General features: G+C 66.0%; 1 protein-coding gene. It reads right to left on the bottom strand.

Annotated elements, in window-relative coordinates:
- On the bottom strand, positions 1-226 hold a 226-nt coding region (locus ACZ6JE_RS15645; RefSeq protein ID WP_464319547.1), incomplete at its 3' end, for a DUF4191 family protein.
- Between the last annotated feature and the right edge of the window lie 9 nt (positions 227-235).

Raw genomic sequence — 235 nt, 5'->3', positions numbered from 1 at the left:
TGACGCCGACCACGATGTAGAGGACGAGCGCGAGGACGTGCCCCTCGGAGAGCAGGATGCCCGCGGCCACACCGAGCAGGATCGGGACGCTCAGCACCGCCAGCATCAGCGGCAGCGCCGTCTTGTCGATCCGGCGGGTCATCTGGAAGACCTGCCACAACTGCTTGAAACGGCCCGGGTCCTTGGGCGGTTTCGGGGTCGTGTTCTCCGGAGACTTACGTGCCATGCTCACAGG

The organism is Frigoribacterium sp. AC759, assembly GCF_979256015.1.
The sequence above is the reverse complement of the archived record's forward strand: the minus strand, read 5'-3'. Positions and strand labels throughout refer to the sequence as shown.